The organism is Yokenella regensburgei, assembly GCF_051486985.1.
GTDB lineage: Bacteria > Pseudomonadota > Gammaproteobacteria > Enterobacterales > Enterobacteriaceae > CBFFRJ01.
Window position 1 is genome coordinate 22,978 of the sequence record NZ_JAHVDV010000036.1, and the last position, 26,785, is coordinate 49,762.

Consider the following 26,785-nt stretch of genomic DNA (forward strand, 5'->3'; position numbering starts at 1 on the left):
TTACTATGAGCCAATTAGTTTGCAGCAGCGTCATCCCTCTTCTGGAGATATTCCTTTGATCAACGTACTTCTTGTTGATGACCACGAACTTGTGCGCGCAGGGATACGACGCATTCTTGAAGACATTAAGGGCATAAAAGTTTCTGGCGAAGCGTGTTGCGGTGAGGATGCCGTAAAATGGTGCCGAAGCAATTCCGTCGATGTCGTACTGATGGATATGAACATGCCGGGTATTGGTGGCCTCGAAGCGACACGTAAAATTGTGCGATTAAACGTCGACACGAAAGTCATCATGCTGACCATTCATACTGAAAATCCTCTTCCAACAAAAGTTATGCAGGCGGGTGCGGCGGGCTATCTCAGTAAAGGTGCGGCCCCACAGGAAGTGGTAAACGCTATTCGTTCTGTCCATGCGGGTCAACGCTATATCGCCTCGGATATTGCCCAGCAAATGGCACTCAGTCAGATTGAGCCTGAAGCGGACTCCCCGTTTGAAAGTTTGTCGGAACGGGAATTGCAGATTATGCTGATGATCACTAAAGGTCAGAAGGTCAATGAGATCTCTGAGCAACTGAACCTCAGCCCAAAAACGGTGAACAGTTATCGCTATCGTATGTTCAGTAAATTGAACATCCACGGTGATGTAGAACTGACCCACCTGGCAATTCGCCATGGTCTGTGCAATGCGGAGACGTTAGCAAGTCAGTGAATGAAGTTTTCGATTCCAAAGCCTTTCTTAAGACCGTAACCAGCAACCCCGGTGTTTACAGAATGTATGACGCCGGCGGAACTGTGATCTATGTAGGCAAAGCCAAAGATCTCAAAAAGCGTCTTTCCAGCTATTTTCGTAGTAATCTCGCTTCGCGAAAAACCGAAGCGCTGGTGGCGCAAATCCAGCAAATTGATGTTACGGTCACCCACACCGAGACAGAAGCCCTGCTGCTTGAGCATAACTACATTAAGCTTTACCAGCCACGTTATAACGTGCTGCTGCGCGATGATAAATCTTATCCTTTCATCTTCCTGAGCGCGGATACCCACCCCCGGCTTGCCATGCACCGTGGAGCAAAGCACGCTAAAGGGGAGTATTTCGGTCCGTTTCCTAACGGTTACGCCGTACGCGAAACGCTGGCCCTGTTGCAAAAAATCTTTCCCGTCCGTCAGTGTGAAAACAGCGTTTACCGCAACCGTTCACGTCCCTGCCTGCAATATCAGATTGGCCGCTGCCTGGGACCTTGTGTCGCGGGACTGGTGAGCGAAGAGGAGTATGCGCAGCAGGTCGAGTATGTTCGGCTTTTCCTGTCCGGCAAGGACGATCAAGTTTTAACGCAACTTATCGCCAGAATGGAAAAAGCGAGCCAGTCACTGGAGTTTGAAGAAGCGGCGCGGATTCGCGATCAAATTCAGGCCGTGCGCCGCGTAACGGAAAAACAGTTTGTTTCCAATACGGGCGACGATCTTGACGTCATTGGTGTCTCATTCGACGCGGGGATGGCGTGCGTTCATGTGCTCTTTATCCGCCAGGGTAAAGTGCTGGGAAGCCGCAGTTATTTCCCGAAAGTACCCGGCGGTACGGAGCTTGGCGAGGTGGTCGAGACCTTTGTCGGGCAATTTTATCTGCAGGGCAGTCAAATGCGCACCCTGCCTGGGGAAATTTTGCTCGACTTCAACCTCAGCGACAAAACGCTGCTTGCTGATTCACTCTCAGAACTGGCCGGTCGTAAGGTTAATGTGCAGACGAAACCGCGCGGCGATCGTGCCCGTTATCTAAAACTGGCGCGTACCAATGCGGCCATTGCGCTTAGTACTAAACTGGCGCAGCAATCTACCGTCAGCCAGCGACTCACAGCCCTGGCTGCGCTGTTGAAAATGCCTGAAGTCAGACGTATGGAGTGTTTTGATATCAGCCATACCATGGGTGAACAGACCGTCGCTTCCTGTGTGGTGTTTGATGCAAACGGCCCACTGCGAGCGGAGTACCGCCGGTACAATATTACCGGTATTACCCCGGGCGATGATTACGCGGCAATGAACCAGGTACTGCGTCGGCGCTATGGTAAAGCCATTGAAGAGAGCAAAATCCCGGATGTCATCCTCATTGATGGTGGTAAAGGACAGCTCGGGCAGGCAAAAGCCGTCTTTGCGGAACTCGATGTTCCCTGGGATAAACATCACCCGCTATTGCTCGGTGTGGCAAAAGGTGTGGATCGCAAAGCGGGCCTGGAAACGCTCTTTTTTGAACCGGAAGGGGAGGGATTCAGCCTGCCGCCGGATTCGCCTGCGCTGCATGTCATTCAGCATATTCGTGATGAATCCCACGATCATGCGATTAGCGGTCACCGTAAAAAACGGGCAAAAGTGAAGAATACCAGTAGCCTGGAAACCATCGAAGGCGTCGGGCCGAAGCGCCGCCAGATGCTGCTAAAATACATGGGCGGTCTGCAAGGACTGGTAAACGCGAGCGTTGAAGAAATTGCAAAAGTGCCGGGCATCTCGCAAGGCCTGGCAGAAAAGATCTTCTACTCGTTGAAACATTAAGGGCTCTGTAGCAACATAGGGTCAAAATTTACTAACAACAGACAGTTACCGTCATTATGCAATTTAATATCCCTACGTTGCTCACCCTGTTCCGCGTCATCCTGATTCCATTTTTTGTGCTGGCGTTTTATCTGCCTTTTCCCTGGGCACCTTTTGCCTCAGCGCTGATTTTCCTTGTGGCAGCGGTAACTGACTGGTTTGACGGTTTTCTGGCGCGTCGCTGGAATCAAAGCACGCGGTTTGGCGCCTTTCTCGACCCGGTTGCCGATAAAGTGCTGGTAGCCATTGCTATGGTGATGGTCGCTGAGCATTACCATAGCTGGTGGGTGACCTTGCCTGCCGCCACCATGATCGCGCGTGAAATCATTATCTCCGCGCTGCGTGAATGGATGGCTGAACTGGGTAAACGTAACAGCGTAGCCGTGTCGTGGGTCGGCAAAGTTAAAACAACGGCGCAGATGGCCGCGTTGACGTGGATGCTCTGGCGTCCCAATGAGTGGGTTGAGTGGGCTGGTATTGCGCTTTTCCTGGTTGCTGCGGTTCTGACGCTGTGGTCAATGCTGCAATATTTGAACGCTGCACGCGGCGATCTGCTCGATCAGTGATCGCATCGCGTTAATTTTCAGCAAACGATTCGGGTTTTGAAAAATAACGTTGACTCAGTGCGCCAGGTAAGTAGAATGCATCGCATCAGACGGCAGCGCAGGCTTCCAGAAGATAACAAAATCAAGTGATTGCAACACAACTTGATATTGCGGGAATAGCTCAGTTGGTAGAGCACGACCTTGCCAAGGTCGGGGTCGCGAGTTCGAGTCTCGTTTCCCGCTCCAGTTTATATGCACCGGCAGTTTGCGGGTGTTGGCTTAAAAGCCTGAAGAATCTGGCGCGTTAGCAAAGCGGTTATGTAGCGGATTGCAAATCCGTCTAGTCCGGTTCGACTCCGGAACGCGCCTCCACTTTCTTCCCGAGCCCGGATGGTGGAATCGGTAGACACAAGGGATTTAAAATCCCTCGGCGTTCGCGCTGTGCGGGTTCAAGTCCCGCTCCGGGTACCATGGGAAAGACAAGAATAATCAAAGCAATAAGCAGTGTCGTAAAACCACCTTCGGGTGGTTTTTTTGTATTTGCGGTAGTTGTGTTACCCTTCCGTGACTTCCCGTAAATCTTCCTCTCCCTCAGGAGCTCCTCATATGGCCCAGGGCCCATTAAACGAAAACGAATTGCAGTGGCTGGAAGAGACCTTGATCTCTTACGCTCATGGCGATGACACCATTCTTGACGTCGCCGAGCTCGATGGACTGCTGACCGCTGTTTTGTCCGGCCCCGTTGTTGTAGAGCCTGACCGCTGGCTGGTCGCTATCTGGGGCGGCGAAAAGAATATCCCTCGCTGGAAAAACGAGCGCGAGATGGATCGCTTTATCAATCTCTGCTTCCAGCATATGAATGATATTGCCGAACGACTGAGCGACTATCCAGACCAGTTTGAGCCTGTATTCGGTGAGAACGAAGTTGAAGGCCGTCACTTCACGGTGGTTGAGGAGTGGTGTTTTGGCTATATGCGTGGCGTGGCGTTAACCGACTGGTCCGCACTGCCCGACGCGCTGCAACCCGATCTGGATGCGATTGCCCTGCATGGCTCGGAGGAGAATTTTGCCCGCCTCGATGAAATGGACGAAGAGACGTTCAGTCAAAGCATTGATGCCATACGTCCTGCTGCGTTGCGCCTTTATGATTACTGGTCAGCCAATCCGCAACAGCCGGTTGTTCAGCAGCCGGTCGTGAATGGTATAAAAGTGGGCCGTAACGATCCTTGCCCGTGTGGTAGTGGCAGGAAGTTTAAAAGCTGCTGCTTACATTAAAAGAAAGGGCCCGCCAGGGCCCTTTTTTTATCCGACCTCAGGAAGGATCCCGGCGACGATAGCAAACTGCACCAGAATAATACCGATCCCGCAGGCAATGATGGCACACAATGCGAGCCTGCCACCGGCAACACGATAAGGGGCCTCGGGGTGCGCATCACGACTTTTCCACACCAGCAACGCAGGCAGTAAAAGCGCCAGTATCGCGAGGGCTACGCCTGCATACCCCAACGCCATTACAAAACCACGCGGGTAAAAGAGGGCGAAAGCCAGAGGTGGCAGGAAGGTAACCAGCCCGGATTGCAGGCGCCCTGATACGTTGTTGCGGCGCTTGAACAGGTCAGCAAGATAATCAAACAACCCCAGTGAAACCCCGAGGAACGAGGTTGCCAGCGCAAGATCGGCAAAGAGATGTACCGCAAGTTCAACATGCGCAGAGGCAACGACTTCGCGCAGCGCCTGTAACAGTCCATTAAGCCCGGCATGTTGCGCCAGAAGGCCTGCAAACGTTGAGGAATCAATACTGCCCAGGGTCGCCAGTTGCCAGAAAATATAAGCAATAAGCGGGATCGCACTGCCGGTGATAAATACCCAGCGCAGTTTACGAATATTGCCATTCATGTAGCTTACGATACTTGGTACGCTGCCGTGGAAACCGAACGACGTGAAGATAACCGGAATAGCAGACAGCGCCAGCCCTTTTTCCAGCGGCAGCGTAAGCAGATTCGCATGATGAACATGAGGTACCAGTAATGCCAGCATCACCAGCAGGAAAATGATTTTGGCACTGAATAAAAACCGGTTAAAGAGATCAACCAGCGATGTGCCGATGCAGACCACGCCACCGGCAACCAGCGTAAACAGCAGCACGCCGGTTACGGGCGACACTGAAATGCCCGTCCAGTCACTCAGGCTGGAAGCGAGCAGTTCGCCAGCGCCGCTCATGTAAGCCGCCGTCAGGGCATACATTAAAAACATCATGCTAAACCCGGTGAGCCACTGACCGTAGCGCCCCAGGTAATGACGTGCAATAGACCCCAACCCGGTGTCTGCTGGCACATGCTGATACACTTCCAGCAGTAACAGTGCGGTATAACACATCACCGCCCATAACAGGAACAGTAAAACCAGCGTTACGCCAAAACCCACGCCAGCCGCTGCCAGCGGCATGGCCAGCATCCCCGCGCCAATGGTGGTCCCTGCCACGATAAAAACACTACCAAGTGTTCGATTTTTCACACATTCCTCGACAAATTCAACGCCCTGCAACATCAGGATGCGGCGCAGAGTATGTGAAAACAGTCGCGCCGTCAAACCAGCCTTACGCCTGCTGTAAACATTACTTTGCAGCTTGCCGAGCGCCACTGCCTTAGTCATTTGCCTGGCAGGATCCGTGACGTTGCCTGATGCATAACTCTCCGGTATCTGCGAGAAAATCAGGAGCTAAAATTTCTGATAATTTGTACAAGGGGAGATATGGCTGAGGAGAATCCATTTACCGCCAAGTGGACCCGTGCCGGTAATTTACTCTGTCATGGGAGCTGGCTGTTGAGCTGGCAGGGACAAGCGATTACGCTGCCTGAATCCCGCAGCGAAAAAGATATGGGCACATGGGCCATCTATTCCATTATCGATCCTGAAGATGAGACCTTCGCTCAGGGTTTGCAGGAGGATGAGTGGATCATTGCCAATGTAGACTGGCTTACCGACCTCTTTTATGAACACTCCATTCCGATGGAAAGTGAAAATTACCGGTTTTTCTATCAGGCCGTTAACCGTCATGACTGGCGCTGCACGAGTTGCGCCGGGTGCATGTAAATCTGTCGTAGCGCAATAAGGGCGGTGAGTGATGTGACTATCATGCTTTTTTTAAAGGAGGAGTGATGACATCTGTACACGGTCATGAGGTGCTTAACATGATGCTCGATTCAGTTGAGCCTTATACAGAGAAGAGTCTGGTGGCGGCCATTCTCGCGCGTTTTGGTAACGAGGCGCGTTTTTATACCTGTTCAGCGTCTGACATGACGGCGGCTGAGCTTGTGGCATTTCTGGCGTTGCGGGGGAAATTTATTCCGGCCGAAACCGGGTTTTCAACGCACATCAGTAAAATCTGCAACCATTAAAATAGTGCGGTAATGAAATGACATTACCGCGCACTTTATTAATTAGCCGTGTCGAGTGTCGACAGCTCTTTATCGATGAAATAAAGGCCTTCACCGCTTTTACCGGCAAGCGTTAATTTATCAATAACGGATTTGAAGAGTTTCTCTTCTTCATGCTGCTCCGCTACATACCATTGCAGGAAATTGAAGGTCGGATAATCCTGAGAGGTCATGGCAACATGGGCAAGTTCGTTAATTTTCTGGGTGATTAACTGCTCATGTTCATAAGTCGCACGGAACAATTCATCCAGCGAACCGTACTCCGCCACCGGGCTTGTAATAGTGCTGATGCGCGGCAGACTGCCGGTATCAGCCAGATAATCAAAGAGGCGCTGCATGTGCGTCATCTCTTCCTGCGCATGGCGACGCAGAAATGCGGCGGCACCTTCAAAACTATTAAAGCTGCACCAGGCGCTCATCTGTTGATAAAGCAAAGATGAGAAAAGTTCCAGATTCATTTGCTCATTAAGTTTTTCAATCATTCCAGCTTTTAACATTAAAGCGCTCCGGGAAATAAATTAAAGGTCGTGAAGTGCGGCCACTATAATTTGTTATTTAATTATTTGCAAAAGGTAAAATAAAAAATTCATTTATTAACAATGAGAATGGGAATAAAACGCATTGCATTATTAATAGCGGAGTAAATGATAATTATTCTTTATTTTAGAAATAACCCAACGCGCCAGCACATTCACACTGGCGCGGGGAACTACCAGGCGGGCGTGCCGGCGACACCGGTTTGATTAAAGGCCACTCCACGACACTGGTACTGAAGCGTCACGGTAGTATTCATGCAGACAGAACCACTGTAAACGCTGCAGGTGGAAACAGGCTGGCCATAGGCAACTGCGGTGGCGTAGCCCATCTGCTGGCACTGTTTGTTGGCTGTTCCTTGCGTGGTATAGCTGTCATAGCGCGCTGACTGCATCATCGCTTCACTGAAATTGAGCCGCACGATACCACTGGTGGTGTCGACGCTGCTGACTTTGGGCTCTTTTGTAATGGTGCACCCGGTAAGCAGTAATAACGCGGCGGCAACAACTAATTTGTTCATGAAATCGCTCTGTTTCTTGATGGGCATCGTGACATCTTACACGGGAGGCGCTGCCGCAATCGCCGGAATAAACCGCGTAACAGCCCTGTTTATGCGCAACGAGAAAGTTCACCCAGCGAGGCGGCCAACACTGAGCGCCTGTCTGGTAGCGTGCTGGCGGAAAGTATCCGCGCCACGACTGCTGCCTGCGCTTCGTTGATGCATTGTAAAACCCTCCTTCCTTTTGCTTTGCAGAGGTCCCCTCACTGTAAAAAATGTGAAGGCACTTTAATTTTTTAAAACCTTTTTTCATTAAATTTGAAAGTATGTTTGGCAGGTAGTAAGGTTGTTAGATTAGCTAGCGAACGCGTTAATCTGGAGATGAACATGAAAATTGCACTGATGATGGAAAACAGCCAGGCGGGTAAAAACGCCATCATTTTAAACGAGCTTCAGGCCGTTGCCGGTGAAAAAGGCTTCCCGGTCTTCAACGTCGGAATGAGTGATGAAAATGACCATCATCTGACCTATATCCACCTCGGTATTATGGCCAGCATTCTGCTGAATGCCAAAGCGGTAGATTTTGTTGTCACCGGTTGTGGTACAGGGCAGGGGGCATTAATGTCTCTTAATATTCATCCGGGTGTGGTCTGCGGTTACTGTATAGATCCGGCTGACGCCTTCCTTTTTGCCCAGATCAACAATGGCAACGCGCTGGCTCTACCTTTTGCTAAAGGTTTTGGCTGGGGCGCTGAACTGAACGTACGTTTTATTTTTGAAAAAGCCTTCACCGGCACGAAAGGCGAAGGTTACCCGCCGGAGCGTAAAGAGCCGCAGGTACGTAATGCGGGGCTCCTCAACCAGGTTAAAGCCGCTGTCGTAAAAGAGAACTATCTCGATACTCTGCGTGCCATCGATCCTGAACTGGTTAAAACTGCCGTATCAGGCCCGCGCTTCCAGGAGTGTTTCTTTGAGAATTGCCAGGATAAAGAGATCGAAGCCTTCGTGCGTGAAATCCTTGCCTGACAGTCAGAGGGTCGGTGAAAACCGGCCCCCTTTGCTGCAAATGTTAAATTTTTGTCCCGCCTCTGCGCCTGCCCGCCAAAAAAAGTTTAAAAATATAAATTTTTTTTATTCTTTTATCTCAATGAAAATAATGGTTTTTTCCTAAAGAAATGCTTTTTTCTGATTTTTAAAACGTGATTTCTATCACGAAAAACTTGCGTTTTGTGATGAAGGTCATATTATGTGCACATCAACTGATAACACCTGCATAACAAATCGCCGGAGCAAACCATGAAATTGCGCAAAATCCTGAAAAGCATTTTTGAAACCTACTGCAAAACTTTCAAAGACGTACCCCCTGGTGCTATGTTCTGATAATAAAAAAACCTGCGTAGGCAGGTTTTTTTATGCCCGTTTGCAGTGCAGACGGGCCCCTGGAAAGCGGCGCATTTCGCGCCGCTTTTTGTTAAAACAAAACAGAAACCAGCAGGTAGCTGGCCACACAGGCGCAACTGACACCAATCAGTCCCGGCAGAATGAAACTGTGGTTGATGATAAATTTACCAATTCGCGTGGTCCCGGAGCGGTCAAAGCCGATGCATGCCAGATCGCTTGGGTAAGTGGGCAGGACAAAATAGCCATACGAGGCGGGAAAGAAAGCCAGCAGCATTTTGGGCTCCACACCGAGCATCAGCCCCATCGGCGCGACCGCCGTGAGCGCAGCAGCCTGGCTGTTTACCAGTTTGGAAACCAGAAACAGCACAATGGCGTAGGTCCACGGATGACTTTTCACCACGCCTTCAAGGGCCATTTTCAGTTCATTAAGGTGCGCCTGGAAAAAGGTATCACTCATCCATGCCACGCCAAACACCGAAAAAATCGCGACCATGCCTGCTTTGAAGACCGCACCACTGGAGACCGCCGACGCGTTTACTTTGCAGACCACCAGCATAACGGCACCTGCAATCAGCATCATCATCTGAATGACAAGGTTCATCGACAGTGGCGAGAGTTTGCCTTTCACCTCAAATGCCGGACGTAGATCAGGCAGGGCGCCAAGTAAGACCACGACCAGAATACCGGTAAAGAATATCCAGGTTGACCAGTAGGCTTCTTTTGGAAAACGCTGGTTCATGAGCGTTTCGCTGGCACCATAGATAAACTCACGCTGCTTGGGATCTTTAAGCTTCTCCTGAAATTCAGGGTCATCGGCGAGATCTTTTCCGCGCCGCAAACTCCATAATGCCGCCATCGCAACGCCAAATAATGATGCAGGAACCGAAACGGCCAGGATCTCCAGGATGCTCCATGCGTGGCCAATACCATGCTGGGCAGCAAGAATAGAGACCAGGGAGACCACCGCCACGGAAACGGGCGAGGCAGTGATTGCCATCTGTGACGCAATCGAAGCCACCGCCATAGGGCGTTCAGGACGGATATTTTTCTTCAGTGCGATGTCTGCGATAATCGGAAACATGGTGTAAACCACGTGTCCGGTGCCGCAAAGAAAGGTGAGCATCCATGTGGTAAAGGGGGCGAGTAACGTAATATGTTGAGGATGTCGACGCAGCAATTTTTCGGCAAACTGCATCATGACATTCAGCCCACCCGCCGTTTGCAGCGTTGCCGCACAGCCAATGACCGCAAGGATGGTCAGCATGACATCCACGGGAGGCTTGCCAGGCTCAAGACCAAAGACAAAACTCAGAATAAAGAGGCCAATACCACTGATTAACCCCAGCCCCATCCCGCCGTAACGCGTCCCCAGTAATAAGCAAAGAATTATAATAATGAACTCGATGGTAATCATGACTCACCTTGTCTTTGAATGGATAAACCTGCTAAATCATTACATTTTGTAATGCCATTCAATGAGAGCCAGATCCAATTTGGCAAAATTTAATAAAAGCAATAACTTATAAACTTTTTATTAACATAAATTTCATGATTTAGTAAAAATTAACCCTTACAGAAGCATCAGCCGACCCCATCGGCGGCCTGAAAAGATGCCTGCCATTCAGCAACTCAATAACTTGAGGCGAAGCAGGCACCCTTTAGCCTAATAATGAACGCAGGCTTCATTAGGTGTCCTTCAGACAGCGGGCGAACAGAAAAAAGTAACAGGCATCACCCCTTCGGTTGTGCGCTTTTCACCACAGCTTTTCGCCAGCATTGTGACGAACGGCTCTAAAGCACGCCTGTGCGCCAGCAACAGGGCGGGCAGATAACTATTGATGGGCGAAATATTTTCGTAATGAATAGCCGGAGTTGCTCTGACATCCAGGCCTGGCCAGAGTCCTGCCCTGCACCAGCGAAAGCGAAAGCGGTTAATGGTTATGTGACTTATTCAATATTTTGAAACGTTGTTTTGAGTAAAAATAAACAATCTTTCATTGTATTGGTAAGGAATGCACACATGAAAAAAGTGGCAGTACTGATAGCGCCGGGTTTTGAGGAGGCAGAAGCCATCATTACCATTGATATTCTGCGTCGGCTGAATATTGATGTTGAAACGCTGGCCTGCGCGGAGTCCAGGGCAGTCGTCAGCTATCACAATATTCCGATGGTCGCCGACGCTACGCTGATCGAGCGCAGCGACGAGCGCTACGACGCCGTGGTCCTTCCCGGTGGCCCGCAGGGCAGTATGAACCTGGGGGCCAGCAAGGAGGTGATTGCCTTTGTTCGCGCCCATGATGCGCTGGGCAAGCTTATCTGTCCTATCTGTTCAGCGGCAGCCCGGGTGTTGGGCGCAAATGGGTTACTTAACGGGCGGCGCTATGTCTGTTCCGGCGACCTCTGGGAAACGGTGAGCGGAGGCGAATACCTTGACGCACCGGTCGTGGAGGATGGCAACCTCCTCAGCGGTAAAGGGCTTGGTCATGCCTTTGATTTTGCCTTTACGCTGGCCGCCCGCCTGTTGGGTGATGAAGCACCGGTCCACGACCATGCGGATCACATTTATTACCCCTGGTAAGTCTGACCCCGAAGACGCCCTGTCTTCGGGGACAAGGATAAGCTGGCTGATGCTATGGATTAATCTGCTGACCCCCTTCCTAATTGTCTGACAAATACCCCATTTTTTATGTCTAAAACCGCTGAATTTATGTACGTAATTACTGTAATTCTGCGGTGTGATATTGCTCTCCTATGGAGAATCAATTTCCCGCTAAAACTACTGCCAGCAAAGGTGTCCAGGGAAGTGCGGACCCTAATGCCTTGTTTTATGAACTTTTAAATTAACCAGTAGTTGTTTTCCCCTACATAAAAGAATGCCAAAGCTGGAGATAACCATGCACAAATTCACTAAAGCGTTAGCAGCCATTGGTCTGGCTGCCGTTATGTCACAATCCGCTATCGCTGAATCGATGAAACTGGGTTTTCTGGTAAAACAACCGGAAGAACCCTGGTTCCAGACCGAGTGGAAATTCGCTGATAAAGCGGGGAAAGATCTTGGTTTTGAAGTTATTAAGATTGCCGTACCTGATGGCGAAAAAACGCTGAACGCGATCGACAGCCTGGCGGCGAGCGGCGCGAAGGGGTTTGTTATCTGTACGCCTGACCCGAAACTGGGGGCAGCAATTGTCGCCAAAGCCAGAGGCTATGACATGAAAGTCATCGCGGTGGATGACCAGTTTGTTAACGCCAAGGGTCAGCCAATGACCAGCGTTCCGCTGGTGATGATGGCTGCCAGTGAAATTGGTGCGCGTCAGGGGCAGGAGCTCTATAAAGAGATGCAGAAACGGGGCTGGGATATCAAGGAAACCGCGGTAATGGCGATTACCGCAAATGAACTTGATACCGCGCGCCGCCGTACTACCGGCTCAATGGATGCGCTGAAAGCCGCTGGCTTCCCGGAAAAACAGATTTACCAGGTCCCGACTAAATCCAACGATATCCCTGGCGCCTTCGATGCCGGTAACTCTCTGCTTGTTCAACACCCGGAAGTGAAACACTGGCTGGTGGTGGGTATGAATGACAGCACCGTCCTTGGCGGCGTGCGCGCAACGGAAGGGCAGGGCTTCAAGGCACCGAACGTGATAGGCATTGGCATTAACGGCGTGGATGCGGTGAGCGAACTGTCCAAAGCTCAGGCAACCGGCTTCTACGGTTCACTGCTGCCAAGCCCGGACGTACATGGCTATAAAACCAGTGAACTGCTCTACAACTGGGTCACCAAAGGTGTTGAGCCGCCTAAATTCACCGCGGTTACCGACGTGGTGCTGATCACCCGCGATAACTTTAAAGAAGAGCTGGCGAAGAAAGGGTTAGGCGTGCAGTAACAGTCAGATGATTGCGCCCTCCCTCAACCGAGGGAGGGCCAGAAGTGCACTGAATTGATTCACGGAGACGTTATGCAAGACTCTACTCCTTATCTCTCCTTTCGCGGCATAGGTAAAACCTTTCCCGGCGTTAAGGCGTTAAGTGACATCAGCTTTGATTGCCATGCAGGGCAAGTACATGCCCTGATGGGGGAAAACGGTGCCGGTAAATCGACCCTGTTAAAAGTCCTCAGCGGGAACTATGCGCCAACCACAGGCACGCTGGCTATCAAAGGGCAGGACGTGAGCTTTAGTGACACGACTGCCGCACTGAACGCAGGGGTGGCGATTATTTACCAGGAGCTACACCTGGTACCCGAAATGACGGTCGCCGAGAACATCTATCTCGGCCAGCTTCCGCATAAAAGCGGCTTCGTAAACCGCTCACTGCTTAACTATGAAGCCGGACTTCAGCTTAAGCACCTGGGCCTCGATATCGACCCGCAAACGCCGCTGAAATATCTCTCCATCGGTCAGTGGCAGATGGTGGAGATTGCCAAAGCGCTGGCACGTAATGCCAAAATTATTGCGTTTGATGAACCCACAAGCTCGCTCTCGGCGCGTGAAATCGACAACCTGTTCCGCGTGATCCGCGAACTGCGTAAAGAAGGACGCGTGATCCTTTATGTCTCGCATCGTATGGAAGAGATTTTTGCCCTCAGCGATGCCATCACGGTATTTAAAGATGGCCGTTACGTGCGCACCTTTACGAATATGCAGCAGGTTAACCATGACTCACTGGTGCAGGCGATGGTCGGCAGAGAGCTGGGTGATATTTATGGCTGGAGCCCGCGTGATTATGGCGACGAACGTCTGCGTCTGGATCAGGTGAAAGCCCCTGGCGTGCGCGCCCCTGTCAGCCTGACGGTACGCAGCGGGGAGATAGTCGGCCTGTTTGGTCTGGTGGGCGCAGGTCGCAGCGAACTCATGAAAGGTCTGTTTGGCGGTACCCGGATCACTGACGGGCAGGTTTTCATTGATGGTCAAACGGTCAACATTCAAAAACCGGCCCATGCCATCAGCGCCGGGATGATGCTCTGCCCGGAAGACCGGAAAGCAGATGGAATTATTCCTGTTCACTCGGTACGGGAAAACATCAACATCAGCGCACGGCGTAAATATTTACGCGCCGGGTGCCTGATAAATGATGGGTGGGAGTCACAAAACGCACAGCACCATATTAACGCCCTCAATATTAAAACCCCCAGCGCTGACCAGCTCATCATGAACCTGTCGGGGGGCAATCAGCAGAAAGCCATTCTGGGTCGCTGGCTCTCGGAAGAGATGAAGGTCATCCTGCTCGACGAACCGACACGCGGTATCGACGTAGGGGCAAAACATGAAATTTATAATGTGATTTATGCGCTGGCAGCCCGTGGTGTCGCGGTGTTGTTTGCTTCCAGTGACCTGCCTGAAGTGCTTGGCGTGGCTGACCGCATCATTGTGATGCGCGAAGGCGAGATCGCCGGGGAACTGCTTCATGGTCAGGCAGATGAACAGCGAGCACTGAGCCTCGCAATGCCAAAAGTCAGCCAGGCCGTAGCCTGAGCGAGGAGAATATGATGTCATCTTTAACCTCATCCGGCGCATCAAAGTCGCCATTTACCTTCGGGCGTATCTGGGACCAGTTCGGCATGCTGGTGGTCTTTGCAGTGCTGTTCCTTGGCTGCGCACTTTTTGTGCCTAATTTTGCCACCTTTATCAATATGAAAGGGCTGGGGCTCGCCATTTCCATGTCCGGCATGGTGGCCTGCGGCATGCTATTTTGCCTGGCTTCCGGCGATTTTGATCTGTCGGTCGCATCGGTCATCGCCTGTGCCGGCGTTACCACTGCCGTGGTCATCAACCTCAGTGAAAGCCTGTGGATTGGCGTCTTTGCAGGGCTGATGCTGGGTGTGGTCAGTGGTTTTATCAACGGCTTCGTGATTGCGCGCCTGAAAATCAACGCCCTGATAACCACCCTCGCAACAATGCAGATCGTGCGCGGGCTGGCCTATATCATCTCTGATGGTAAAGCGGTTGGTATTGAGGACGAGAGCTTCTTTACGCTGGGTTATGCAAACTGGTTAGGATTGCCCGCGCCCATCTGGCTGACCGTTGCCTGTCTCATCGTCTTTGGTTTCCTGTTAAACCGCACCACCTTTGGCCGTAATACGCTGGCGATTGGTGGTAACGAAGAGGCCGCCCGTCTGGCCGGTGTGCCGGTAGTACGCACCAAAATCATTATTTTCGTCCTCTCTGGTCTGGTTTCTGCGGCAGCCGGGATAATCCTCGCCTCGCGTATGACCAGTGGCCAGCCGATGACCTCAATCGGTTATGAGTTGATTGTCATTTCGGCATGCGTGCTGGGTGGGGTGTCGCTGAAAGGGGGCATTGGCAAAATTTCCTATGTTATTGCCGGGATCCTGATTCTGGGTACGGTAGAAAACGCCATGAACCTGCTCAACATCTCGCCATTTGCCCAGTATGTGGTGCGCGGTTTGATCCTGCTTGCCGCCGTCATCTTTGACCGTTACAAACAAAAAGCGAAACGTACCGTCTGATACGCCGCACAAGATCCTCAGCTTTATCTCAACCGGCCCATCTACCGTTAATTCGGTAGGTGGGTTCAGCATAAAATGGCGAGCGCCGTCACACTGTCTATACTTACATGGCTAATGATAATGAAAGGTTATTGATAAAAGCCTTTCGCTCACACTGTAAGGAGGAGTCCAGGGTGGCTGACACGTTATCCATACCGCCTGTAATTTCGGGTGATTTTGCCTTTTTTTTCGACCTCGATGGCACCCTCGCTGATATCCAACCGCATCCGGACCTGGTATTCATTCCATCCAGAGTTCTGGAGCAGCTTGCACTGCTTTCAGGCGCAAACAATGGGGCGCTGGCGTTGATTTCAGGGCGTTCAATGGCTGAGCTGGACCAGCTCGCTTCACCCCATCGTTTCCCGCTCGCCGGGGTGCATGGGGCCGAGCGCCGCGACATCAATGGTGAAACGCACCGGGTGTCATTGCCGCTCAGCGTGGTTCAGCCGCTTGAGCATGAACTGGCTACCAGACTGGCGGAACTGCCCGGTACCGAACTTGAAGCCAAAGGCATGGCGTTTGCGCTGCACTATCGCCAGGCACTGCACTATGAAGAAGAGATCCGCGCTCTGGCCATGAAGATGGTGGCGCGCTACCCCGAACTGTCGATGCAGCCCGGTAAATGCGTCATTGAGCTTAAGCCAGCCGCGATTGATAAAGGTGCGGCCATTGAAACATTTATGCAGGAAGCACCGTTTCAGGGGCGTACACCGGTTTTTATTGGCGATGACCTGACCGATGAGCATGGCTTTGACGTGGTGAATCGCCTCAAGGGTATTTCGGTCAAGGTGGGTGCAGGACGTACCCTGGCAGCCTACCGTATAGACGATGTAAAAGGTGTTCATCAGTGGCTAAAACGTATCACCGACCATCAATTAGAAGAAGAAAAGACGTTAATAAACAGGAGAGATGGCTATGAGTCGCTTAGTCGTAGTATCTAATCGTATTGCACCGCCCGATGATAAAAAAGCCAGCGCAGGCGGCCTGGCAGTAGGTATTCTCGGGGCGCTGAAAGCGACCGGAGGGTTATGGTTTGGCTGGAGCGGAGAAATTGGCGATGAGGACGCGCCGCTCAATGAGGTCTCGCGCGGGAACATCACCTGGGCCTCTTTTAACCTCAATGAAGAGAATTATGATCAGTACTACTCGCAGTTCTCAAATGCGGTACTGTGGCCTGCATTCCATTACCGTCTGGACCTGGTGAATTACCAGCGGGAAGCCTGGGATGGCTATCAGCGCGTCAACGCGCTGCTGGCGGATAAACTGCTGCCGTTACTTAAAGAGGACGATATCCTCTGGATCCACGACTACCATTTACTTCCTTTTGCACGTGAACTGCGAAGCAGAGGCGTGAATAACCAGATTGGTTTCTTCCTGCATATTCCGTTCCCGACGCCTGAAATCTTCAATGCGCTTCCGCCGCATGCTGAGTTACTGGAAGCGCTGTGTGATTATGACCTGCTCGGCTTCCAGACCGAGAATGACAGGCTGGCGTTTCTCGATTCCGTCTCCGCGCAGACCCGCGTTACCACGCGCAGCGGTAAAAGCCACACGGCATGGGGCAAAAGCTTCCGTACCGAGGTGTACCCGATTGGTATTGAGCCTGAAGAGATTGCTCAACAGGCCGCCGGTCCGATGCCACCCAAACTGGCGCAGCTAAAAGAAGAGCTTAAAAACGTCAAAAATATCTTCTCTGTTGAACGCCTTGATTACTCCAAAGGGCTGCCTGAGCGCTTTTTAGCCTATGAAGCGCTGCTGGAAAAGTATCCTCAGCATCACGGTAAAATTCGCTACACCCAGATAGCCCCGACGTCGCGCGGTGAAGTGCAGGCCTACCAGGACATTCGTCATCAGCTGGAAACGGAAGCAGGGCGCATTAACGGTAAATATGGTCAGTTGGGCTGGACGCCGCTCTACTACCTGAACCAGCATTTTGACCGCAAGGTCTTAATGAAAGTCTTCCGCTATGCCGAGGTCGGCCTTGTCACCCCGCTGCGTGATGGCATGAATCTGGTGGCGAAAGAGTATGTTGCTGCTCAGGATCCGGCGAACCCGGGGGTGCTGGTGTTGTCGCAGTTTGCAGGCGCAGCCAACGAGTTAACGTCAGCGCTGATTGTTAACCCTTACGATCGTGATGATGTGGCCGCCGCGCTGGACAGAGCACTCACCATGCCCCTGGCTGAACGTATATCGCGCCACGCTGAGATGCTGGAAGTGATCCTCAAAAATGACATCCATCACTGGCAGGCGAGGTTCATTGACGATTTAAAGGGAATAACGCCACGTAGTGAGCAAAGCTACCTGCAGAGCAACGTGGCGACCTTCCCGAAACTGGCCTAATGCCGTAGCTCCCGCAAAGGCGGGAGCTCAACTACTCATCCAGGGGGACGAGCAGGACATCCACACCGCTGCTGCCGACAATTGATTTTGCAGAGCAGGTCGCCCGCGAAAAGAACCCCTGATTATGATTGCCATAGATGACTAAATCGACACCCTGGGTACGGCAGGTATGACGAATGTGCTCGCTGAGTTCACCGGAGGCCATGATCGTTTGCCCGATAGGGTAGTCAGCACGTGAGACAAGTTCATTTACAAATTGTTGCGTTTCTTCCTTCAGCACGTCCCGCACATTTTCCATCATCGGCGCAACAAGGTGATTATACATTTCGGGATCGGCCATAAGGGTGATAAGGCTAAGACGCGCCTGAAACGGGCGTGCTATTGACACGGCTTTGGCGACCAGTCGATGGCTTTCAGGTGACACGGAAACCGCAACAAGAAGGTGCGAATAGCTCATCTCTTACTCCTGAAAAAGGACTCTCATACCAGCTTTACTCCGATTAAACCAACCGCGCAAGGCATGAAAATGGCAGTGATGTGAAGAACGTCATAAATATTCATTAATTATTCTTAATAAAACCTATGCCCAGTATTTGTGCAAATTAACAATTTTTAAACACTTAACCAAAATTTTCGGGATTTTAAGTTAATTAGTGAAATTATTAATCAACACGATTAACGATATTGAAATTATCGCCACCTGTAATTAATTAGCGGTGTTGATCGCATAATATCCTGTTTTTAATGGTTTTTTATTAACGTATCTTTTTTAGAAACATTTTAACGCTTTTGAATTTCTTTTAGGGGTAGACATCTGACCAGTTTTGTCAATTTATCAAGTTTTTTGCATGACTATTCGCACAAAAGGAATAGAAAAGAGCTTTGTTAGAACAAAAAATATTCAAATCAGAAGCCAGACTGATAGATTTATTGTAAGAAATAGCTTAAATTATGTGACACGCATCACATAATATTCAAATTTTGTGGCTGTCCAGATTGTATGTAAGAGCACCTACGAGTACAGTTGCGTCGAATTAGGAAAAATCTTAATTCTTTGTAAGAAATGATTAAGAGTGTGGCAAGACGCTAACATCCAAATCGACGTCTTTCCCGCCAATCCTAAGTTAGATATGCATTTTTAGCCTTTCTTTTTTATACCGGGTTTTTCCCGGCGACATCACGGGGTGCGGCTTGACCGCATAAGATACAAGTTGGTTATTCGGGATGGGAAAAATGCATACATCCGAGTTGCTGAAACACATTTATGACATCAATTTGTCATACTTGCTCCTTGCTCAGCGTTTGATCAGTCAAGACAAACCTTCAGCGATGTTTCGCTTAGGCGTCAATGAAGAAATGGCCAACACACTGGTCGAGTTAACACTTCCGCAAATGGTAAAACTGGCCGAAACCAATCAGGTCATCTGTCAGTTCCGTTTTGACAATCATCAAACCATCACTCGCCTGACTCAGGAGTCGCGGGTGGATGATTTGCAACAGATCCATACCGGCATCCTGCTGTCTACACGTTTGCTAAATGAATCCAGCCAAAGTGGCGATGCTGCAGCCCGGAAGAAAAGGGCATAACGATGAGCGAAAAAAGCATTGTTCAGGAAGCACGCGATATCCAGCTTGCAATGGAGCTGATTACGCTTGGTGCACGTTTACAGATGTTAGAGAGTGAGACCCAACTCAGCCGTGGTCGTCTCATTAAACTTTACAAAGAGTTACGTGGTAGCCCGCCACCAAAAGGCATGCTGCCCTTTTCCACCGACTGGTTTATGACGTGGGAGCAAAATATTCACGCTTCTATGTTCTGTAACGCCTGGCAGTATTTATTAAAAACCGGGTTGTGCAGTGGCGTAGACGCAGTAATTAAAGCCTATCGACTCTATCTTGAACAATGCCCTCAGCCTGAGGAAGGGCCGCTCCTGGCGCTGACTCGCGCCTGGACACTGGTCCGTTTTGTCGAAAGCGGAATGCTGGAGTTATCGCGCTGCAACTGCTGCAACGGTAATTTTATTACCCATGCACATCAGCCTGTAGGTAGCTTTGCGTGCAGTTTATGCCAACCGCCATCCAGAGCGGTAAAAAGACGTAAACTTTCCCGTGATGCTGCCGATATTATTCCACAACTGCTGGATGAACAGATCGCTCAGGCTGTTTAACCGAATCAGGTGTGAAGAACTCCAGCAGCGGTGAAGTTTACCGCTGCTTTTTTTTGCCTGACTTTTGGGAAAAACAAACCCAGTCATCTGTTTATCCTTGCCATAGTCATTAGCGGAAGGATGATGTCGTGCTTATCGTATTAGGTTACATAGTGGTTGTGGGTGCTGTCCTGGGCGGGTATATGATGACCGGCGGGCACCTTGGCGCACTTTATCAACCGTCGGAGCTTCTCATCATCGGCGGTGCGGGTGTTGGCGCATTTATCGTTGGTAACAACGGAAAAGCCATTAAGGGTACTATCAAAGCGTTGCCCATACTTTTCCGTCGTTCTAAATATACCAAAAGTACCTACATGGACTTGCTGGCACTGCTCTATCGCCTGATGGCGAAATCACGCCAGCAAGGGATGTTCTCCCTGGAAAGGGATATCGAAAACCCTAAAGAAAGCGAAATCTTCGCCAGCTACCCACGTATTCTCGCAGACAGTACGATGTTGGAATTTATCGTGGATTATCTGCGACTTATCATCAGCGGCAACATGAATACTTTTGAAATAGAAGCGCTGATGGACGAAGAGATCGAAACCCATGAAAGTGAAGCTGAGGTACCGGCCAATGCGCTGGCCGCAATCGGGGATTCTCTGCCCGCGTTCGGTATCGTTGCGGCGGTAATGGGCGTGGTACATACCCTCGCCTCAGCGGACCGCCCGGCAGCAGAGCTGGGGGCATTGATTGCCCATGCGATGGTGGGGACGTTCCTTGGCATTTTGCTGGCTTATGGCTTCGTCTCTCCACTCGCGAGCGTTCTGCGTCAGAAAAGTGCTGAGACCACCAAGATGATGCAATGCGTGAAAATCACGCTGTTGTCCAATCTTAACGGCTATGCGCCGCCGATCGCGGTTGAATTTGGGCGCAAGACGCTGTACTCCACCGAACGTCCAACGTTTGTCGAGCTGGATGAGCACGTGCGTGCGGTAAGAAACCCGAACCAACAGACAACGACTGAGGACGCATGAAAAATCAGTCCCATCCTATCGTCGTCGTAAGACGCAAAAAACATAAAGGACATGGCGGGGGATCCCATGGCTCATGGAAAATCGCCTATGCCGACTTTATGACGGCGATGATGGCCTTTTTCTTAATCATGTGGCTGATCTCGATCTCAAGCCCTAAGCAACTGATTCAGATTGCCGAATATTTCCGTACGCCATTGGCGACAGCGGTCACCGGGGGGCCGAGAATTTCGAACAGCGATAGCCCCATTCCCGGTGGTGGCGATGACTACACACAGCAACATGGTGAAGTAAAAAAACAGCCGAACATTGAAGATCTCAGAAAGCGCATGGAGCAAAACCGGCTGAGTAAGTTACGCGGTGAGCTGGATCAACTGATTGAAGCCGATCCTAAACTGCGCGCACTGCGGCCGCATCTGAAAATCGATCTTGTTCAGGAAGGGTTACGTATTCAGATTATCGACAGCCAGAATCGACCGATGTTTAAAACCGGGAGTGCGGATGTTGAACCTTATATGCGTGACATACTGCGGTCCATTGCACCGGTACTCAATGAAATACCGAACAAAATTAGCATTTCCGGACACACCGATGACTATCCCTACGCCAACGGTGAGAAAGGATACAGCAACTGGGAACTCTCAGCCGATCGTGCAAACGCATCGCGACGTGAGCTGGTTGTTGGGGGACTTGACGATGGGAAAATGCTTCGGGTGATCGGCATGGCGGCGACGATGCGACTCGCTGCCCGCGGAGCAAACGAAGCTATCAACCGGCGTATCAGCCTTTTGGTGCTAAACAAACAAGCAGAAGAAGCCATTCTGCACGAAAACGCCGAAAGCCAGAATGTGCCACTAAGCGTCATTAGACAGCCGGAGGCAGCGGCGGCGTCAGAGCCATCGTCTGCACCTGCGGCAGCCGTTACCACATCGCCACAACCCGACTCGAGGTGATAGCGTGAGCATGGATATTAGCGATTTTTATCAGACATTCTTTGATGAAGCTGACGAGTTGTTAGCGGATATGGAGCAGCACCTGTTGGATTTGGTGCCTGAAGCGCCGGATTCCGAACAGCTCAACGCCATCTTTCGTGCAGCCCACTCCATAAAAGGAGGTGCAGGTACGTTTGGCTTCACCATTTTGCAGGAAACCACGCACCTGATGGAAAACCTGCTTGATGAAGCTCGCCGCGGAGAGATGCAGCTCAATACCGACATTATCAACCTGTTTTTGGAAACCAAAGATATTATGCAGGAACAGCTCGACGCCTATAAAAGCTCCACCGAGCCCGATGCAGCCAGCTTTGAATATATCTGTAACGCGCTGCGTCAGTTAGCGCTGGAAGCCAAAGGTGAAGCTGCACCTGGCGCGACCAGTGGAGCGAAATTATCCGTGGTCGACACGGCGCCCGTTGACGCGGTGGCAACACCCGCTGCGGCTGAAAAAGAGGGGAAACTGCGCATCGTTCTGTCGGGCCTTAAAGAGGGTGAAGTCAATTTACTCGAAGAAGAGCTCGGCAACCTGGCCACCTTAAGCGACGTGGTGAAAGGCAAAGACACCCTCACTGCGACGCTTGATGGCGGTGTAGGGCAGGACGATATTATCGCCGTTCTTTGCTTTGTCATTGAGCCGGATCAGATTGCTTTTGAAACGTCAGCGCCTGCCGCCCCTGCCGTGGCCGTAGAAGAAACGGTGGACGTTGCGCCGGTGGCTGCCGTTGAGGCTGCGCCGACCGTTACGCAACCCCCGGCGCTGAAGGCCGTTCCGAAGGAACAACCTGCCGGTCGCGCAGAGAAACCAGCGCGCGCCAGCGAATCCACCAGTATCCGTGTTGCCGTTGAAAAAGTGGATCAACTGATTAACCTCGTCGGTGAGCTGGTCATTACCCAGTCCATGCTGGCGCAACGGTCAAATGAGCTGGATCCGGTTAATCATGGCGATCTCATTACCAGCATGACTCAGCTTCAGCGTAACGCGCGCGATCTGCAGGAATCGGTGATGTCCATCCGTATGATGCCGATGGAATATGTGTTCAGCCGCTTCCCGCGTCTGGTCCGCGACCTTGCCAGCAAGCTGGATAAACAGGTCGAGCTGACGCTTCAGGGCAGTTCTACCGAACTTGATAAGAGTCTTATCGAACGCATTATCGATCCGTTAACGCACCTTGTGCGTAACAGCCTCGACCACGGTATCGAAACCCCGGAAAAACGCGTTGCTGCGGGTAAATCACCGGTGGGTAATCTGATTCTTTCGGCGGAACATCAGGGCGGGAACATCTGTATTGAAGTGACCGATGACGGGGCTGGCCTGAACCGCGAACGTATCCTTGCGAAAGCGCTTTCTCAGGGGATGGCGGTAAGCGAAAACATGTCCGATGAAGACGTGGGAATGCTTATCTTCGCTCCGGGTTTCTCGACGGCAGAGCAGGTAACAGACGTATCGGGTCGTGGGGTAGGGATGGACGTGGTCAAGCGTAACATCCAGGAAATGGGCGGCCACGTTGAAATCAAATCAAAACAGGGGCAAGGCACCACTATCCGTATTCTGCTGCCGCTGACGCTTGCCATCCTTGACGGCATGTCGGTGAAAGTGAGTGACGAAGTGTTTATCCTCCCGCTGAATGCCGTAATGGAATCACTGCAACCCCGTGATGAAGACCTCCATCCGCTGGCGGGCGGAGAGCGCGTGCTGGAAGTGCGTGGTGAGTACCTGCCGTTGGTAGAGTTGTGGAAAGTATTCGATGTAACGGGTGCGAAAACTGAAGCCACACAGGGGATTGTAGTGATCCTGCAAAGCGCAGGTCGTCGCTACGCGCTGCTGGTGGATCAGTTAATCGGCCAGCATCAGGTAGTAGTGAAAAACCTTGAAAGCAATTACCGTAAGGTGCCGGGGATTTCTGCAGCGACCATCCTGGGTGATGGCAGCGTTGCGCTGATTGTCGATGTCTCGGCACTGCAGGGATTAAACCGCGAACAACGTATGGCGCACACAGCCGCCTGATTGAGTAAGAAGGTAAAAACATGACCGGTATGAGTAATGTAACAAAACTGGCGGGCGAGCCATCAGGTCAGGAATTCCTGGTATTTACCCTGGGCGATGAAGAGTACGGTATCGATATTCTCAAAGTTCAGGAAATTCGGGGATATGATCAGGTCACCCGCATTGCCAATACACCTGACTTTATCAAAGGCGTGACTAACCTGCGTGGTGTGATTGTGCCGATTGTCGATCTGCGCGTGAAGTTCAGCCAGACCGAAGTCGAGTATAACGACAACACCGTGGTTATCGTGCTGAACTTTGGTCAGCGTGTGGTCGGCATCGTCGTGGATGGCGTCTCCGACGTACTATCACTGGCTTCGGACCAGATTCGTCCGGCACCAGAGTTCGCCGTCACGCTGTCAACGGAATACCTGACGGGACTGGGTGCGCTGGGTGACCGTATGTTGATTCTGGTAAATATCGAGAAGCTGTTGAACAGCGATGAAATGGCACTTCTGGATATTGCAACGACGCAGGTCGCGTAATGCATAATGCTCTTCCGCCCCAGGCGGAAGAGCATTTCATCCTCTCTCCTGCCACGACGCTGTGCGTCATCTCTCTTTGGTTCGCCTGTCATATTGAAGTGGTTTTATAGTTAAGCGAATGTAAATCACATTTTAATACTGCTTAACTTATTATATTATTCTTCTCAATGATGGCAGACGTAAATACCTGCTCCTGTTTCAGTTCCGCAATAGCAACTGCAATGACCGACAACGGGAAACACATTTACGCCAGTCACATAGTGATCTCTCTGGTTAAGCGCATGCTTTAACCAGCCGCGATGGAAATGCTAATTTTTTCAGTTTGTTAAATGGTTATAAATAACTTACGCCATTTCCGGAGCGGTAGAATGAAGAAATATTTACTCCTGTCAACACTTCTGGCCGCCTTACCGGTGCCGTTAACCTTTGCCGCCGTCAGCAGCGGAACCATTGGAGTAAGTCTGACGCTTACCAATGGATGCCTGATTAATGGCACGTCGAATCAGAACGGGATTAATTTCGGTAGCCTTAATTTCGGTGACAGCCCAACGTCGTTTTCCCAACTCTCAACCCAGCTTGCCGGAAGCGGAAAGGCGGCAAATGCCATCGGCGTGCAGTGCACGACCGACAGTTATGCCGTTGTTATTACGGGTAATACCAACACCGTGCCGCCAGCCACGACAATTGGGGTACCGGGCGGTACAGCACGTTATTTGATGAGCGCGACCAACAGAACGCAGGGCGTGGCCTACCGACTTTATAGCGACGGTAATTTCAGTTCTGAAGTTGGCAACAACATGCCTTTGCCCCGTGCATCAACGGCGGATGGCGTCGATTATTACACCTTATACGGACGTATTCTCGCCGAGGGAAATAACGCTGCCGTCATCCCTGGTATATATACCGATACCCTCAATGTAAGCGTAATTTATTGACGGGCTTTGGGTAATACCTTTGCCGCTAAAGCATGACAAGCGAAACATTATTTTACTTGCAAAAAGCGGGCTTTATTTACAAAAAAATAATGTGCTTTTTTATTTAAGAAAATAGAATCTCGCCTGACGTTATTAACGCTGCAGGAAATCACCCACTATCATAATGATTTTTAAACACTGACGCCCTGGTTTGTCTCTGCATGGCAACAAAGTAAGTCATTTTGGCAAGATCTAATTTATTTTCTGACTGTTCCTTTGCCCTAATATTATCTCCTTATTTTGGGTTGATAGGGGGCGTTAATGAAGCATAGGCTTTTGTTACTCGCATTTCTGTACGTTTCTATGAGTGCTCATGCGCTAAATGTAAACTGCTCAGGCGGTTCGCCACTTGAGAATGTCGTGTTGCCAGTTCAGAGTCAGTCTATCACGGCCGGTGGAGAAGGTGATGTTTCTGGATACACCAAACTCGCGACCTGGACCTACTTTCGTTGGTCAGGAACGGGTGCCCAGTGCAACATAAATGGCAACCTGCAAATGCAGACCGTAACATACATAGAGCCATACAATAATAAACAACCCCTTTCTTATTCAGGTATATGGATATTCCCTACCTCCGTCAATGGCGTGGGTATTTCGTTTAAAACAGGATTATCGTCACCCGGATACCAGACCGGAACGAAAGATAGCCCCGCCATCATTCACCCCGGCGGCGCAACCAGTTATTATCACTGGACAAGCCTTAGTGATAACCCTCTGGCGGCTGAAATTACACTCTGGAAAATTCCGGCCTCGGGAGGGGGAAGTGAAATTCCACTCAGTGGTGCATTACAGTTTACTGGCCCCACACTTTATGAGGTGGTGAATGTCCCGCCTGGCAATAGTCTGACAGCACCCGACAACGGTACTTCTGCTTATTCAAATAGTTGGGTTATGCAGTCAAAAGCAGTCAGTGGTGCGCTTACGGTCTACCCTGGCACCTGTAACTTTGCCCTTAAAAAGGTGGACATGGGTAAACATGATGCGGGCGTGTCGGTCTCTGACTGGAAGGACGCCACCTTTACCCTGCAGTGCCCTAAAGCCTGGGGCTATAACCCGGTCTATTCTCTTAATTCGAGCAATGCGATCAGCGGAACCTCTGCTAACACGCCAAATAAGGGTCTTGTCCTGACCGTCCTACCCAGAACCAGCGAGGTCGGCACCAACAGTGGCGTTATTGCGCTGGACAGTGGCAGTACGGCAACAGGCTTTGGTATTCAGCTCGCCTGGGGAGCGACCTCCCAGTCAACAGGCTTAACGCCGGGAAGTCC

At 50.9% G+C, this 26,785-nt stretch carries 27 protein-coding genes and 3 tRNA genes; 25 read left to right on the forward strand and 5 right to left on the reverse strand.

Annotation, left to right across the window (positions count from 1 at the left end; translation table 11 throughout):
• Positions 1–55 precede the first annotated feature (55 nt).
• The 7 genes from uvrY to KXR87_RS20210 all read left to right on the forward strand — a co-directional run bounded on the left by uvrY (position 56) and on the right by KXR87_RS20210 (position 4,397).
• Positions 56–709 (forward strand): UvrY/SirA/GacA family response regulator transcription factor, encoded by a 654-nt coding sequence (gene uvrY, locus KXR87_RS20180; RefSeq protein ID WP_437433999.1) that lies wholly within the window; start codon positions 56–58, stop codon positions 707–709.
• Positions 706–2,538 carry an excinuclease ABC subunit UvrC gene (gene uvrC / locus KXR87_RS20185; RefSeq protein WP_437434000.1) on the forward strand — a complete coding sequence of 611 codons (1,833 nt, stop codon included), beginning with the start codon at positions 706–708 and terminating at the stop codon, positions 2,536–2,538. Before uvrY ends, uvrC begins: the two co-directional genes overlap by 4 nt.
• A 56-nt stretch (positions 2,539–2,594) precedes the next feature.
• Positions 2,595–3,143: a CDP-diacylglycerol--glycerol-3-phosphate 3-phosphatidyltransferase gene (pgsA, locus tag KXR87_RS20190; protein WP_437434001.1), complete on the forward strand. Its 549-nt coding sequence runs from the start codon at positions 2,595–2,597 to the stop codon at positions 3,141–3,143.
• A gap of 149 nt (positions 3,144–3,292) precedes the next feature.
• Positions 3,293–3,368 (forward strand) — tRNA-Gly (locus KXR87_RS20195).
• Between the two features lie 52 nt (positions 3,369–3,420).
• A tRNA-Cys gene (locus KXR87_RS20200) sits at positions 3,421–3,494 on the forward strand.
• A 12-nt stretch (positions 3,495–3,506) separates the two neighbouring features.
• Positions 3,507–3,593: transfer RNA gene (locus KXR87_RS20205), tRNA-Leu, on the forward strand.
• Between the two features lie 135 nt (positions 3,594–3,728).
• Positions 3,729–4,397, forward strand: a complete 669-nt coding sequence (locus tag KXR87_RS20210; protein ID WP_437434002.1) for a YecA family protein — start codon at positions 3,729–3,731, stop codon at positions 4,395–4,397.
• 27 nt (positions 4,398–4,424) lie between these two features.
• On the opposite strand, the gene tyrP is transcribed toward KXR87_RS20210, so the two are convergent.
• Positions 4,425–5,636 (reverse strand): tyrosine transporter TyrP, encoded by a 1,212-nt coding sequence (gene tyrP, locus KXR87_RS20215; protein ID WP_437434025.1) that lies wholly within the window; start codon positions 5,634–5,636, stop codon positions 4,425–4,427.
• A 237-nt stretch (positions 5,637–5,873) separates the two neighbouring features.
• Between tyrP and KXR87_RS20220 the strand changes: the two genes are divergently transcribed.
• Complete coding sequence (locus KXR87_RS20220; protein WP_437434003.1) at positions 5,874–6,215, forward strand: hypothetical protein; 342 nt, start codon at positions 5,874–5,876, stop codon at positions 6,213–6,215.
• 65 nt (positions 6,216–6,280) lie between these two features.
• A complete protein-coding gene (locus KXR87_RS20225) occupies positions 6,281–6,520 on the forward strand; it encodes a YecH family metal-binding protein (RefSeq protein ID WP_437434004.1) in 240 nt (79 codons plus the stop codon).
• 38 nt (positions 6,521–6,558) lie between these two features.
• On the opposite strand, the gene ftnA is transcribed toward KXR87_RS20225, so the two are convergent.
• Together ftnA and yecR are read right to left on the reverse strand one after the other, a co-directional pair.
• A complete protein-coding gene (gene ftnA / locus KXR87_RS20230; protein WP_437434005.1) occupies positions 6,559–7,056 on the reverse strand; it encodes a non-heme ferritin in 498 nt (165 codons plus the stop codon).
• A 212-nt stretch (positions 7,057–7,268) separates the two neighbouring features.
• Positions 7,269–7,613 carry a YecR family lipoprotein gene (gene yecR / locus KXR87_RS20235; RefSeq protein ID WP_437434006.1) on the reverse strand — a complete coding sequence of 115 codons (345 nt, stop codon included), beginning with the start codon at positions 7,611–7,613 and terminating at the stop codon, positions 7,269–7,271.
• 366 nt (positions 7,614–7,979) lie between these two features.
• Between yecR and KXR87_RS20240 the strand changes: the two genes are divergently transcribed.
• Positions 7,980–8,618 carry an RpiB/LacA/LacB family sugar-phosphate isomerase gene (locus tag KXR87_RS20240; RefSeq protein ID WP_437434007.1) on the forward strand — a complete coding sequence of 213 codons (639 nt, stop codon included), beginning with the start codon at positions 7,980–7,982 and terminating at the stop codon, positions 8,616–8,618.
• Positions 8,619–8,888: 270 nt separating this feature from the next.
• A complete protein-coding gene (gene azuC / locus KXR87_RS20245; RefSeq protein WP_088218881.1) occupies positions 8,889–8,972 on the forward strand; it encodes a stress response protein AzuC in 84 nt (27 codons plus the stop codon).
• A 91-nt stretch (positions 8,973–9,063) separates the two neighbouring features.
• On the opposite strand, the gene KXR87_RS20250 is transcribed toward azuC, so the two are convergent.
• A complete protein-coding gene (locus KXR87_RS20250; protein WP_437434008.1) occupies positions 9,064–10,407 on the reverse strand; it encodes an anaerobic C4-dicarboxylate transporter in 1,344 nt (447 codons plus the stop codon).
• Between the two features lie 606 nt (positions 10,408–11,013).
• Here KXR87_RS20250 and KXR87_RS20255 point away from each other — a divergent pair.
• The 6 genes from KXR87_RS20255 (at position 11,014) to otsA (ending at position 17,838) form a co-directional block, all read left to right on the forward strand.
• Positions 11,014–11,571 (forward strand): DJ-1 family glyoxalase III, encoded by a 558-nt coding sequence (locus KXR87_RS20255; RefSeq protein ID WP_437434009.1) that lies wholly within the window; start codon positions 11,014–11,016, stop codon positions 11,569–11,571.
• Positions 11,572–11,887: 316 nt separating this feature from the next.
• Entirely contained in the window at positions 11,888–12,877 is a 990-nt protein-coding gene (locus tag KXR87_RS20260; protein ID WP_437434010.1) for an arabinose ABC transporter substrate-binding protein, read from the forward strand.
• 72 nt (positions 12,878–12,949) lie between these two features.
• Positions 12,950–14,464, forward strand: a complete 1,515-nt coding sequence (gene araG / locus KXR87_RS20265; protein ID WP_437434011.1) for an L-arabinose ABC transporter ATP-binding protein AraG — start codon at positions 12,950–12,952, stop codon at positions 14,462–14,464.
• 14 nt (positions 14,465–14,478) lie between these two features.
• Complete coding sequence (araH, locus tag KXR87_RS20270; RefSeq protein ID WP_437434026.1) at positions 14,479–15,459, forward strand: L-arabinose ABC transporter permease AraH; 981 nt, start codon at positions 14,479–14,481, stop codon at positions 15,457–15,459.
• Between the two features lie 173 nt (positions 15,460–15,632).
• Positions 15,633–16,439 (forward strand): trehalose-phosphatase, encoded by an 807-nt coding sequence (otsB, locus tag KXR87_RS20275; RefSeq protein WP_437434012.1) that lies wholly within the window; start codon positions 15,633–15,635, stop codon positions 16,437–16,439.
• Complete coding sequence (otsA, locus tag KXR87_RS20280; protein WP_437434013.1) at positions 16,414–17,838, forward strand: alpha,alpha-trehalose-phosphate synthase; 1,425 nt, start codon at positions 16,414–16,416, stop codon at positions 17,836–17,838. The genes otsB and otsA overlap by 26 nt, the downstream gene beginning before the upstream one ends.
• Positions 17,839–17,869: 31 nt before the next feature.
• On the opposite strand, the gene uspC is transcribed toward otsA, so the two are convergent.
• Positions 17,870–18,295, reverse strand: a complete 426-nt coding sequence (gene uspC, locus KXR87_RS20285) for a universal stress protein UspC (RefSeq protein WP_437434014.1) — start codon at positions 18,293–18,295, stop codon at positions 17,870–17,872.
• Positions 18,296–19,071: 776 nt separating this feature from the next.
• Here uspC and flhD point away from each other — a divergent pair.
• The 8 genes from flhD to KXR87_RS20325 all read left to right on the forward strand — a co-directional run.
• A complete protein-coding gene (flhD, locus tag KXR87_RS20290) occupies positions 19,072–19,425 on the forward strand; it encodes a flagellar transcriptional regulator FlhD (RefSeq protein WP_437434015.1) in 354 nt (117 codons plus the stop codon).
• A 2-nt stretch (positions 19,426–19,427) separates the two neighbouring features.
• The gene (flhC, locus tag KXR87_RS20295) at positions 19,428–20,006 is read left to right on the forward strand and encodes a flagellar transcriptional regulator FlhC (protein WP_437434016.1); all 579 of its coding nucleotides are present in this window, start codon (positions 19,428–19,430) and stop codon (positions 20,004–20,006) included.
• Between the two features lie 128 nt (positions 20,007–20,134).
• Positions 20,135–21,022 carry a flagellar motor stator protein MotA gene (gene motA / locus KXR87_RS20300; RefSeq protein WP_437434017.1) on the forward strand — a complete coding sequence of 296 codons (888 nt, stop codon included), beginning with the start codon at positions 20,135–20,137 and terminating at the stop codon, positions 21,020–21,022.
• Positions 21,019–21,972, forward strand: coding sequence for a flagellar motor protein MotB (gene motB, locus KXR87_RS20305; RefSeq protein WP_437434018.1), 954 nt, complete (start codon positions 21,019–21,021; stop codon positions 21,970–21,972). Before motA ends, motB begins: the two co-directional genes overlap by 4 nt.
• A gap of 4 nt (positions 21,973–21,976) precedes the next feature.
• Entirely contained in the window at positions 21,977–24,019 is a 2,043-nt protein-coding gene (gene cheA, locus KXR87_RS20310) for a chemotaxis protein CheA (RefSeq protein WP_437434019.1), read from the forward strand.
• Positions 24,020–24,039: 20 nt separating this feature from the next.
• Entirely contained in the window at positions 24,040–24,543 is a 504-nt protein-coding gene (gene cheW / locus KXR87_RS20315; RefSeq protein ID WP_437434020.1) for a chemotaxis protein CheW, read from the forward strand.
• Positions 24,544–24,911: 368 nt separating this feature from the next.
• Positions 24,912–25,478 (forward strand): spore coat protein U domain-containing protein, encoded by a 567-nt coding sequence (locus KXR87_RS20320; RefSeq protein WP_437434021.1) that lies wholly within the window; start codon positions 24,912–24,914, stop codon positions 25,476–25,478.
• A 534-nt stretch (positions 25,479–26,012) separates the two neighbouring features.
• Positions 26,013–26,785 (forward strand): hypothetical protein (locus tag KXR87_RS20325; protein WP_437434022.1); only part of this gene is annotated, 773 nt, incomplete at its 3' end.

Excerpts from the sequence above, each read along its gene's own strand:
- pgsA (WP_437434001.1), top strand. The coding sequence starts at position 2,595 with ATGCAATTTAATATCCCTACGTTGCTCACCCTGTTCCGCGTCATCCTG.
- KXR87_RS20210 (WP_437434002.1), top strand. The coding sequence starts at position 3,729 with ATGGCCCAGGGCCCATTAAACGAAAACGAATTGCAGTGGCTGGAAGAG.
- KXR87_RS20220 (WP_437434003.1), top strand. The coding sequence starts at position 5,874 with ATGGCTGAGGAGAATCCATTTACCGCCAAGTGGACCCGTGCCGGTAAT.
- KXR87_RS20225 (WP_437434004.1), top strand. The coding sequence starts at position 6,281 with ATGACATCTGTACACGGTCATGAGGTGCTTAACATGATGCTCGATTCA.
- ftnA (WP_437434005.1), bottom strand. The coding sequence starts at position 7,056 with ATGTTAAAAGCTGGAATGATTGAAAAACTTAATGAGCAAATGAATCTG.
- yecR (WP_437434006.1), bottom strand. The coding sequence starts at position 7,613 with ATGAACAAATTAGTTGTTGCCGCCGCGTTATTACTGCTTACCGGGTGC.
- KXR87_RS20240 (WP_437434007.1), top strand. The coding sequence starts at position 7,980 with ATGAAAATTGCACTGATGATGGAAAACAGCCAGGCGGGTAAAAACGCC.
- azuC (WP_088218881.1), top strand. The coding sequence starts at position 8,889 with ATGAAATTGCGCAAAATCCTGAAAAGCATTTTTGAAACCTACTGCAAA.
- KXR87_RS20250 (WP_437434008.1), bottom strand. The coding sequence starts at position 10,407 with ATGATTACCATCGAGTTCATTATTATAATTCTTTGCTTATTACTGGGG.
- KXR87_RS20255 (WP_437434009.1), top strand. The coding sequence starts at position 11,014 with ATGAAAAAAGTGGCAGTACTGATAGCGCCGGGTTTTGAGGAGGCAGAA.
- KXR87_RS20260 (WP_437434010.1), top strand. The coding sequence starts at position 11,888 with ATGCACAAATTCACTAAAGCGTTAGCAGCCATTGGTCTGGCTGCCGTT.
- araG (WP_437434011.1), top strand. The coding sequence starts at position 12,950 with ATGCAAGACTCTACTCCTTATCTCTCCTTTCGCGGCATAGGTAAAACC.
- araH (WP_437434026.1), top strand. The coding sequence starts at position 14,479 with ATGTCATCTTTAACCTCATCCGGCGCATCAAAGTCGCCATTTACCTTC.
- otsA (WP_437434013.1), top strand. The coding sequence starts at position 16,414 with ATGAGTCGCTTAGTCGTAGTATCTAATCGTATTGCACCGCCCGATGAT.
- uspC (WP_437434014.1), bottom strand. The coding sequence starts at position 18,295 with ATGAGCTATTCGCACCTTCTTGTTGCGGTTTCCGTGTCACCTGAAAGC.
- flhD (WP_437434015.1), top strand. The coding sequence starts at position 19,072 with ATGCATACATCCGAGTTGCTGAAACACATTTATGACATCAATTTGTCA.
- flhC (WP_437434016.1), top strand. The coding sequence starts at position 19,428 with ATGAGCGAAAAAAGCATTGTTCAGGAAGCACGCGATATCCAGCTTGCA.
- motB (WP_437434018.1), top strand. The coding sequence starts at position 21,019 with ATGAAAAATCAGTCCCATCCTATCGTCGTCGTAAGACGCAAAAAACAT.
- cheW (WP_437434020.1), top strand. The coding sequence starts at position 24,040 with ATGACCGGTATGAGTAATGTAACAAAACTGGCGGGCGAGCCATCAGGT.
- KXR87_RS20320 (WP_437434021.1), top strand. The coding sequence starts at position 24,912 with ATGAAGAAATATTTACTCCTGTCAACACTTCTGGCCGCCTTACCGGTG.